At 47.0% G+C, this 10,402-nt stretch carries 10 protein-coding genes; all 10 read right to left on the bottom strand.

The window, feature by feature from the left end:
• The coding region (locus IQQ51_RS26840) for a Mur ligase domain-containing protein (protein ID WP_228012752.1) at nucleotides 1–408 on the bottom strand (408 nt) is incomplete at its 3' end.
• 13 nt (nucleotides 409–421) lie between these two features.
• Nucleotides 422–1,483 carry an undecaprenyldiphospho-muramoylpentapeptide beta-N-acetylglucosaminyltransferase gene (murG, locus tag IQQ51_RS08875; RefSeq protein ID WP_086773774.1) on the bottom strand — a complete coding sequence of 354 codons (1,062 nt, stop codon included), beginning with the start codon at nucleotides 1,481–1,483 and terminating at the stop codon, nucleotides 422–424.
• Nucleotides 1,484–1,495: 12 nt separating this feature from the next.
• A complete protein-coding gene (gene ftsW, locus IQQ51_RS08870; RefSeq protein ID WP_048609688.1) occupies nucleotides 1,496–2,692 on the bottom strand; it encodes a cell division protein FtsW in 1,197 nt (398 codons plus the stop codon).
• 22 nt (nucleotides 2,693–2,714) lie between these two features.
• On the bottom strand, nucleotides 2,715–4,031 hold the full coding sequence (gene murD, locus IQQ51_RS08865) for a UDP-N-acetylmuramoyl-L-alanine--D-glutamate ligase (RefSeq protein ID WP_193840851.1): 1,317 nt from the start codon (nucleotides 4,029–4,031) through the stop codon (nucleotides 2,715–2,717).
• A 57-nt stretch (nucleotides 4,032–4,088) separates the two neighbouring features.
• Entirely contained in the window at nucleotides 4,089–5,171 is a 1,083-nt protein-coding gene (gene mraY, locus IQQ51_RS08860) for a phospho-N-acetylmuramoyl-pentapeptide-transferase (protein ID WP_004735991.1), read from the bottom strand.
• Nucleotides 5,168–6,541, bottom strand: a complete 1,374-nt coding sequence (locus IQQ51_RS08855; RefSeq protein WP_193840850.1) for a UDP-N-acetylmuramoyl-tripeptide--D-alanyl-D-alanine ligase — start codon at nucleotides 6,539–6,541, stop codon at nucleotides 5,168–5,170. The genes mraY and IQQ51_RS08855 overlap by 4 nt, the downstream gene beginning before the upstream one ends.
• Nucleotides 6,541–8,025 carry a UDP-N-acetylmuramoyl-L-alanyl-D-glutamate--2,6-diaminopimelate ligase gene (gene murE, locus IQQ51_RS08850; RefSeq protein ID WP_193840849.1) on the bottom strand — a complete coding sequence of 495 codons (1,485 nt, stop codon included), beginning with the start codon at nucleotides 8,023–8,025 and terminating at the stop codon, nucleotides 6,541–6,543. Before murE ends, IQQ51_RS08855 begins: the two co-directional genes overlap by 1 nt.
• Before the next feature lie 18 nt (nucleotides 8,026–8,043).
• Nucleotides 8,044–9,801, bottom strand: a complete 1,758-nt coding sequence (locus IQQ51_RS08845) for a peptidoglycan glycosyltransferase FtsI (protein WP_019824584.1) — start codon at nucleotides 9,799–9,801, stop codon at nucleotides 8,044–8,046.
• On the bottom strand, nucleotides 9,798–10,115 hold the full coding sequence (gene ftsL / locus IQQ51_RS08840; RefSeq protein ID WP_019824585.1) for a cell division protein FtsL: 318 nt from the start codon (nucleotides 10,113–10,115) through the stop codon (nucleotides 9,798–9,800). Before ftsL ends, IQQ51_RS08845 begins: the two co-directional genes overlap by 4 nt.
• A 3-nt stretch (nucleotides 10,116–10,118) precedes the next feature.
• Nucleotides 10,119–10,402 (bottom strand): 16S rRNA (cytosine(1402)-N(4))-methyltransferase (gene mraW / locus IQQ51_RS26835; RefSeq protein WP_228012751.1); only part of this gene is annotated, 284 nt, incomplete at its 5' end.

Here is a 10,402-nt window from a genome sequence, read left to right as displayed (position 1 = left end):
CGTGGTTGTTTTACCGTGCGTACCTGCCACAGCAATGCCGTGACGAAAACGCATCAACTCAGCCAGCATTTCTGCACGACGAACGATCGGTGTGCGCGCTTCACGAGCTGCAATAATTTCTGGGTTTTCTTCATTGATAGCGGTTGAAACCACCACCACACTTGCGTCGGCAACGTTGCTTGCTTGGTGACCGATATAAACGGTCGCACCCTTGCTAACTAAACGATCAGTCACTGGGTTTTGAGCAATATCAGAACCCGTGATCTGGTAGCCTTCATTTAGCAAGACTTCAGCAATCCCACTCATTCCGGCACCACCAATACCAATGAAGTGGATAGATTTAACACGGCGCATCTCTGGCACCATTGCACGGATTTGCGCTAAGTCTTGGGTATGTTCAATCGTCATCAATTCAATCTCATTATTTTGCTAAAGCTTTAATCGCTTCAGCGACAGTCACATCAGCATCAAGCTTGGCGGCTTGACGAGCTTTTGTTGCCATCATTTTTAATTCATTTCTATCAAGCTGCGCGATAGTGTTCGCTAGCTTATCAGCCGTTAGTTGAGGCTGTTCAATCATTAACGCTGCGCCACATTCAACTAAATGGTCGGCATTCAACGCTTGTTGTCTGTCTTTGTGCATAAACGGAACGAAGATAGATCCGACACCGGCTGCAGACACTTCTGATACGGTTAATGCACCTGAGCGACACACTAATAGATCTGCCCACTCATAAGCTTGCGCCACATCATCAATAAATTCAGTCACTTGAACATTATCTACAGAATGTGATTTGTATTGCTCAATAACTTGTTGTTGATTGTTCTTACCCGCTTGGTGCATCACAGTGAAGCCTTCACCAAGCTGCGCCATCGTTATTGGCATGGTATCGTTCAGGATTTTGGCGCCCTGACTGCCGCCCATAACCAAGATGCGGATGTCACCATCACGCTCAGCCATGCGTTGCTCGGGTTCAGCTAAGGCAACCACATCTTCGCGTACTGGGTTACCCACCACTTCTGCGGTAGGGAAAGCACCAGGGAAAGCTTGGAAAACCTTTTTAGCAATCTTAGACAGCCATTGGTTGGTTAAACCTGCCACTGCATTTTGTTCATGCAGAACCACAGGAATGCCAGACAACCATGCCGCGATACCACCCGGGCCACTCACGTAACCACCCATGCCAAGCACCACATCAGGTTGCCATGCTTTAATGTGTTGTCTTGCTTGAAGTATGGCATTAATAATCTGGAACGGCGCTTTAATTAACTTGCTAATGCCTTGACCACGCAGGCCTTTCACCTTGATGAAGTCGATCTCAATACCATGCTTTGGTACCAAATCCGCTTCCATTCTGTCTGCCGTTCCTAACCAGCGAATTTCCCAGCCTTGTTGCTGAAGCTTTTTCGCTACCGCTAACCCTGGGAAAACGTGACCGCCAGTACCACCAGCCATCACTAAAAGTTTTTTGTTTTGTTTCATAACGTTAGATTCTTATTCTACTAATTCGTTTTGATTATCGGCTTGTTCTTTTTGTTGCATTCGGCATTCGTGATCGATACGCAGCAGCATAGACACCGCCACCGACATCACGATAAGACTTGAACCACCATAACTGATCAGCGGCAAGGTTAGACCTTTGGTTGGGACGATACCTGAAGCTGCACCCACGTTAACAAGCGTCTGAAATGCAAACCAAATACCGATGCCAAATGCCAGGTAACCACTGAATACTTGGTCATTTTCAAAGGCCTTTTTGCCAATAAAAATGGCTTTAAAAACCAAGCTAAAGATGAGTATCAACACCAAGGTCACGCCAACAAAACCCAATTCTTCTGCCAACACAGCAAATACAAAATCGGTGTGTGCTTCGGGTAGGTATTCGAGTTTCTGAATTGAGTTACCGAGCCCTTGCCCCATCCAATCACCACGGCCAAACGCCATCAATGACTGAGTTAACTGGTAACCACTGCCGAACGGGTCGTTCCAAGGTTCCCAGAATGAGGTAACACGTCGAACACGATAAGGTTCTATAACAATCAAACCGACGACCGCGGCAATACCTGCCACCATCAAGGCGATAAACTGTGAAAGCTTGGCACCCGCAATGAATAGCATGCCAAACAGAGTCACTAGCATTACGACCACGGTACCTAAATCGGGCTGGCCCAGCAGCAGCACGGCAAAAGCGCCGAACACCATGATCGGTTTACCAAAACCACCGAAGAAGGTTTTTCTCACTTCGTCTTGTTTACGAACCAAGTAGCCCGCCATAAAGATAAACAGCGATAACTTGGCGACTTCTGCCGGTTGTAAGTTAAATAGCCCTAAAGGGATCCAACGCGATGCGCCGTTAACCGACTTACCGACGGCTAATACCACAATCAGCAAGAAGAAGGACAAGCCCAGTAGATACATACTGTATTGAAACCAGCGCTGCATCGGGATTTGCAATATGACGCTGGAGACACCTAACGCCAACACAAGGAAGATGGCATGACGGAACATAAAGTGAAACGGCTGATCGGTTAAACGAGCACTGATAGGAAACGAAGCCGATGTTACCATCACTAAGCCCGTCAGCATCAGTCCAAGAGCAATCCATACCAATTGACGATCGTAGAGCGCCTCTGGTGTGGCACGGTTAAGCCATTGCCAAATGGATTGATTGATCTCTTTCACTCTTTGCACTGAATGTTAGTCCTTCAACACGTTAGGCATACTCATGAGCAAGTTCAGTGAACGCATCACCCCTTGCCATGAAGTTATTAAATTGATCGAAGCTGGCACACGCCGGAGACAACATCACCATATCACCGGCAACTAACTGCTTCGAGATACTCTCGATAATGTCACCCATAGTTTCAAACGTCTTAGACGATGGGTGTAACGGCATAAATTGCGCTGCATCTTCACCAAAACAACACAGTTGAACGCGCTCTAGTTGCGACAACACAGGCTTAAGCTCACTGAAGTCGGCACCTTTACCAACCCCACCAACCAGAAGATACAAAGTACCTTGGCACTCTAAACCCGACAGAGCCGCTATTGTACTGGCTACGTTGGTCGCTTTTGAGTCGTTAACCCATTTGATTTCGCGTTTGTCAGCCACTACTTGGCAGCGATGCGTCAGACCATTGTAGGCTTTCAGAGCTTCAAGGCTTTTGCTGTAATCAATACCGACTTGTTTAAGCAGTGCTAGCGAGACTAACGCATTTGCCACATTGTGACGTCCAACCAATGTTAAATCTTGGGTAGCAAGTACAGGTTTACCGTTATCCATTAGCCATTCAATGCCGTCAACTGTCGCGACACCAAACTCTTGGTCATCGAGTCCGAATGTTACTAATGACATGCTGTGGTCTGGATACGTCTCTTTGTCGTCGCGGTTTACAATCGCATACTGAGCATTATTAAAGATTCTTAGCTTGGCATCGCGGTAATCGGCCATGCCTTGGTAGCGATCCATATGGTCTTCTGACAGATTCAGAAATGCTGCTGCTGCTAAGTTTAGGCTTGATGTTGTTTCTAACTGAAAGCTTGAAAGCTCAAGAACATATAAATCGGCATCAAGCTCTAGAAGGTCTAAGGCAGGAATACCGATGTTGCCACCAACACCAACGTTAAGACCCGCAGCCTTTGCAAGTACACCCGTTAGATCGGTCACTGTGCTCTTGCCATTGGAACCTGTGATAGCCACAACAGGTTTGTCTACCGCCCAGCCAAACAGTTCAATATCGCCAACAACCGGAGTTCCCGCTTGAATAACATCTTGTATTTCAGGGGTCGCGAGTGCGATACCTGGGTTAGCAACCACCAAATCAGCTTCCGCTAACCATTGGCTATTCCAACTACCAGAATGTAGCTCTACCGACTCAGGCAAAGATTCTCGGCCCGGTGGTAGCTCTCGAGTATCAATCACCTTCACACGAGTATGAGGCTGATATTTTACGAGATGTTTAACGACAGAGAGCCCGGTAATACCGAGCCCCACAACCACTACATTTTGAATATTTTGCCAACGTTCCATTTAAACAAGATGCTCTTAATAGTTTTAAAGAGCCTCTACTCAGAGGCTCACACAGGATTAACGAACTTTCAGTGTCGCTAGGCCAACCAGTACTAATACCATTGAGATGATCCAAAAACGCACGATAACACGCGGCTCTGGCCAACCTTTCAGTTCATAGTGGTGGTGAATCGGTGCCATGCGGAAAATACGCTGACCACGCAATTTATAAGAGCCCACCTGCAGAATCACTGACAGAGTCTCCATTACAAACACACCACCCATGATAACCAGTACCAACTCTTGGCGAACTAACACAGCAATCACACCCAGTGCACCGCCCAGTGCTAGTGAGCCAACATCGCCCATGAATACTTGTGCTGGGTAGGTGTTGAACCATAGGAAACCTAGGCCTGCACCGACGATAGCAGTACATACAACCACAAGCTCAGAAGTGTATGGGATGTATGGAATGTGTAGATATGCTGCGAAGTTAACGTTACCTGTCGCCCAAGCAATCACAGCAAAACCAGCAGCAACCATCACCGTTGGCATAATCGCCAAACCATCTAGGCCGTCTGTTAGGTTCACCGCGTTACTGGTACCCACAATAACAAAATAAGTCAGTACGATGTACAATAAACCTAATTGTGGCATCACATCTTTAAAGAAAGGAACAACCAGTTGAGTTGCCGCAGTATCGTGCCCGTGAGCATACAGAGCAAATGCCACAACCAATGCAATCGCCGATTGCCAGAAGTACTTCCAGCGAGCAATCAAGCCATCGGTGTTCTTACGAACCACTTTACGGTAGTCATCAACAAAACCAACCGCGCCATAACCAGCAAGTACAACTAATACCGCCCAAACGTAAGGGTTAGAAAGATCAGCCCACATTAATACTGTAATAATAATGGCAGCTAGGATCATCACGCCGCCCATGGTTGGTGTACCACGTTTGCTAAAGTGAGATTCAGGGCCGTCATTACGAACAACTTGGCCAATTTGTAGCATTTGCAGACGCTCAATTAAACGAGGTCCCATCCACAGCGACAGACATAAAGCCGTCAAAATACTCGCGATTGCACGAAACGATAGGTATTCGAACAAACGGAAAAAAGAAAGGTGTGGCTGTAGTAGCTCTGCAAGCCAAATTATCATGAAAAGTTCTCCTTTAAAGCAGCGGCTATTTTACTCATTCCTGCACTATTCGCGCCTTTTACCAACAAGGTATGTGACGCGTTTTCTGGCAAGCATAAGTGCTGCTCTATGTGCGCGATCATCGCTTGATGCGTTGCAAAGTGGGTACCATTACAGACCTCACTAATCACCTTGGTATCATCACCGTAAGTGAGTACATGCTCAAAAGCGAATGGGGCAGCATATTCACCGACTTGACGGTGAAGTGCAAGGCTTTCGTCGCCTAATTCAGCCATATTGCCTAAAATCAACCAACGCTGACCTTTGAAGCTCGACAGCAGTTTGGCTGCCGCCTTCATCGCCGGTACGCTGGCGTTGTAACTGTCATCTATCAGTTTGATATTCTGACTTAATTGTTGAACCTCAACTCGCCCTTTGACAGAGATAAGATTCGCTAAACCATTTTTTACTTCTTCAAGCGTGGCACCAAACTGAATGCTCAACGCTGCCGCCGCCAACGCATTTGCTACGTTATGCTGACCAATAATGCCAAGCTCAACCGGCATAGCGCCTTGCGGTGTTTGCATCTCAAAGCACGCTTCGCCCTGCTCATTAATGCGAATATGCTTAGCAAAGTAATCTGCCGTGCTGTCGCTTTCTGAAAATGTCAGCACCGTTTTATCTGCGAGTACTTCATTCCAGAAGTCACCACCGTTGCTTTCTAGATTAACAATAGCAGTATCACCAGCAGCAAGCCCCTGAAAGATTTCACCTTTCGCTTGTTTAACACCATCAATTGAGCCAAAGCCCTCTAGATGCGCGGCAGCTACGTTATTCACCAACGCCACCTGCGGTTTCACAAGCTGCGTGGTATAGGCGATTTCACCAATGTGGTTCGCGCCCAGCTCTATCACGGCATAGTCGTCATTGGGCTCACTGCGCAGTAAGGTTAGTGGTACACCAATATCATTATTGAAGTTACCCGCCGTAAACAGCACCTTGCCACGTTGCTGCAGAATGCTCGCCACCATCTCTTTGACGGTCGTTTTGCCACAGCTTCCTGTAATCGCCATGGTTGGCACGTCACATTGTTTGTGGATCCAAGCACTTAGCTGACCTAAAGCAAGTTTAGTGTCTTCAACAACAACTTGAGTAATATTTAGGTCAAGTTTTCGTTCGACTAACAACGCACTCGCATTTGCCTCAACCGCTTGATGACAAAAGTCATGCGCATCGAAACGTTCTCCGACAATAGCAACAAACAATGCGCCTTCTTCAACGGTGCGAGTGTCGGTAGAAACGGCATTAATTACGGCATTGTTTGAGTTACCAGCCTCAATCAACTCACCGCCGACCGCTGAACAAATCTGTTCGAGTGATACATCAATCATTATGAAATACCTAAAAGTTGAAGCGCAGACTCTCGATCTGAGTAATGGATCGTTTCGTCTTTTAATACTTGGTAATCCTCATGGCCTTTACCAGCCAAAAGAATAATGTCATTGCTGTCTGCCTGTTCAAGCGCGAACTTAACCGCTTGGTAGCGATCGTGTTCCACAAATGCATACTCAGGTTTGTTTAAGCCTGCTAGCATGTCTTTGACAATCAATGCCGGTTCTTCGTTACGAGGGTTGTCATCTGAAATAATCATTTTATCGGCGAACTGCTCTGCGGTCGCTGCCATCATAGGACGCTTACCCGTGTCACGGTCACCGCCGCAGCCAAAGATAGCCCACAATTTTCCAGAACAGTGAACTCGCAATGCTGCTAATGCTTTTTCTAAAGCGTCTGGCGTATGTGCGTAATCGACAACCACTTTTGCTTTGTTCGGCACTTGGAACAGCTCCATACGACCAATCACAGGTTGCAGCTGAGGCGCAGTGTCGACCAAGATTTGCTTATCGATACCTAATGACAGCAAGGTCGAAAAGGCCACCAGTACGTTTGATGCGTTGAACTGACCAATTAATGGAACCGAAAGATTACCTTGCCCCCAACGACCATCAAAAGAGAGCTTAATCCCAGTTTCTGCATAGGCAACATCAGATGCCCATACCGACTGTTGGTAGCCCGTTAATGGAAGTAATGAAACAGCAATCGCATTCGATAAATCTGTCATCCAAGCTTTGCCTACTTCATCATCAACATTTATCACAGCGTGCTTGCATTTGTGCTCAGTAAACAGGCTCTTCTTAGCTAAAGCGTACTCTTCCATCGTGCCATGGTAATCAAGATGATCACGGCTCAAATTAGTGAATACACCGACTTCGAAGTCCAAGGCTTTAACGCGACCTTGCACCAAGCCATGAGAAGATATTTCCATAGCTGTGTAAACCGCGTTTTCTTCAGCTAACTCACTCAGTGTGCGTTGTATTTCAATCGCACTGCCTGTGGTATTCGCCGCGGTTTTTAGACTGTCTAAAAAGCCATTACCCGTGGTGCCCATTACTGCAGAGCGTTGACCAACAAGATCAAGCCATTGAACAATCAATTGGGTGATGGTGGTTTTGCCATTGGTGCCGGTAACACCAATCAACTTAGTTGCTTGAGACGAGTAAACACGACCGGCCAACTCAGATAACACCAAGTTAAGATCTTTAATGTAAATTACTGGAACAGCATCCAACCACTCAATCAGACCATGGGCCTGTTCAGCATCAGCTTGTGCGATAACGGCATTGGCTCCCAGTGCGACCGCTTTGTCGATGAAACGACGGCCATCAACAGCATGCCCAACTACAGCAACAAAAATATCGCCGTCTTTGATGGCACGACTATCCAACTCCAACTGTTCAACGGCAATCGCATCCAGCTCAGGTGAACTAAAGTCCCCCCAAGGAGAAAGTAAAGATGACAGCGTGAGGCTATTACTCATATTGAATCCTGATTGGCTCTATTCTTGAAACTTGTTTTCATCAGCAGGGACATTCAGTATTTGCAGTGCACCCTTCATGATTTCAGAAAAAACGGGGGCAGCAACTGAACCGCCATAGTAAAGGTCACCTTGAGGCTCATTGACCACAACAACCAGCGCGACTCTTGGATCACTAACCGGGGCAAAACCTGCAGTAATCGCAATGTATTCGTCGCTGTATCCGCCAGCTTCAGCCTTACGAGAAGTACCCGTTTTTGCTGCAACTCGGTAACCAGGAACGGCCGCTCTTGTTGCTGTGCCGCCTTTTTGAGTCACCCCTTCGAGCATATTCAAAACCAGTTCAGCGTTCTCGCGCTTGATGATCTGCTTAGAAAAGTCTTGGTCGTTACTCTTAATAATATGAATCGGTTCATACATGCCTTTATTGGCTAGCGTCGCATACGCATGTGCCAACTGCATCGGTGTAACAGACAAACCGTAACCGAATGATAGTGTTGCAATTTCAAACTTAGACCAGCGACGACGATTCGGGAAAATACCGCTCGTTTCACCGATTAAGTTCAGCCCTGACATTTCGCCTAGACCAACAGAACTGTACATCCCAAGCAGAGCTTCTAATGGCATGTTAAGTGCCAACTTCGCCACACCGATGTTACTCGACTTCTTGAGGATCAGCGCTAAATCAGCCTTACCGACTTTAGACGAGTCTCGCACACGACTACCACCGATCTGCATGATGCCGTTGCCGGTATCAATAACGATATCTGGATCAGCAGTACCGTTCTCTAGCGCTGCTAAAACCACAAAAGGTTTCACGGTAGAGCCAGGCTCCATCGCATCGGTAAGTACGCGGTTACGCATCTTAAAACTTTGTAAGTCAGCACGATTGTTCGGGTTATAAGAAGGGGCATTGACCATCGCCAACACAGCGCCGGTTTTTACATCCAACAAAATAGCAGAGCCAGAAGTCGCCTTATGATCGGCCACCGCCTGTTTAATCGCTCGGTAGGCGATCGCTTGTAATCGTTGATCGATCGTTAGCTCGAGTGGTTTGCCTTCTTCACGCTCTTCTAAAGCAATGTTTTCAACAACACGTCCGTAGCGGTCTTTACGAATCGTTCGCTTACCTGCCTCGCCTGTGAGCCACTTGTCATAGCTGCGCTCAACGCCTTCTAGGCCGTGTCCATCAATGCCGGTCACACCGATAAGGTGCGCACTGACTTCGCCTGCAGGATAGTAACGTCGAGATTCCGCCTTCAGACCAACACCCACCAGCTTAAGTTCACGGATATACTTAGCCATTGCAGGGCTAACTTGTCTTTGCAGGTAAATAAATCGACGGGACTTGTTGCTAGAGATCTTGTCGATCATCGATTGTCGTTCTAAGCCAAGTACATCGGCTAACGCGTACCAACGATCAATTTGGGCCATGCCATTTTTATCGAAAATGGTTTTAGGATCAGCCCATACCGCTTCAACTGGAACACTCACAGCAAGCGGCTCGCCATTACGGTCTGAAATAATACCGCGAGCAGAAGGAATGGCCTTAACACGTACCGAGCGAAGGTCGCCCTGACGAATTAAGTTATCTGGTTCAATGATTTGGATGTAAGCCACACGACCAACCAGTGCAGCAAAGGCAAGAAACACGAAAGCAATAACGACGTTGAAACGCCATTTAATAAGAATTGGATCCGAATCCTTTTCGCTCTTCACTCGCTCTTTCGTTGGTTTCTTAACGGCTTTTGCGGGTGCTTTTTCCTTTTTACCGGTCATTTCAGTGTGATCACAACTTCTTTTTCAGAGTCTGGACGTTTCATGTCTAGCTCTCTTTTTGCCGATGCTTGAACGCGACTATGTTCAGCCAGAGCCGTCTCTTCAAGCATTAAATTTCGCCACTCATCATCAAGCTGTTCTCGCTCCACCAACGCCGTGTCTTTTTGCGTGATCGCCTGACGTGACATATGTGTCGTAAGAACGACCCCCATCGCACTCGCGAAGATACAGATAAGAAGCATCAATGGGACCTTGCCCACGGAGATCAAATCAAAAAATATTATCTTGGCTAAGTTCGGTTTGGAGGTCTTCATTGACTATAGCTTTTCTGCGATTCGTAGTACTGAACTGCGCGAACGAGTATTCTCATCCACTTCATCTTTAGAAGGCTTGATCGCTTTACCAATTGGTTTTAGATCGGCACTACCTAAAGCTTTAATTTGATCTTCGGTTAGCGGTAAACCATGAGGAACCTGTGGCCCTTGGCTCTCTTTACGAATAAAGCGCTTCACCATGCGGTCTTCAAGAGAGTGGAAGCTGATAACAGAGATACGACCTTGAGGAGCAAGAATGCTTGCTGCACCTTTCAGTGCGGTATCGA

Source organism: Vibrio sp. OPT18 (assembly GCF_015163615.1).
GTDB lineage: Bacteria > Pseudomonadota > Gammaproteobacteria > Enterobacterales > Vibrionaceae > Vibrio > Vibrio coralliirubri.
Note: the sequence above shows the minus strand (reverse complement) of the source record. Positions and strands in the feature narration are given on the sequence as shown.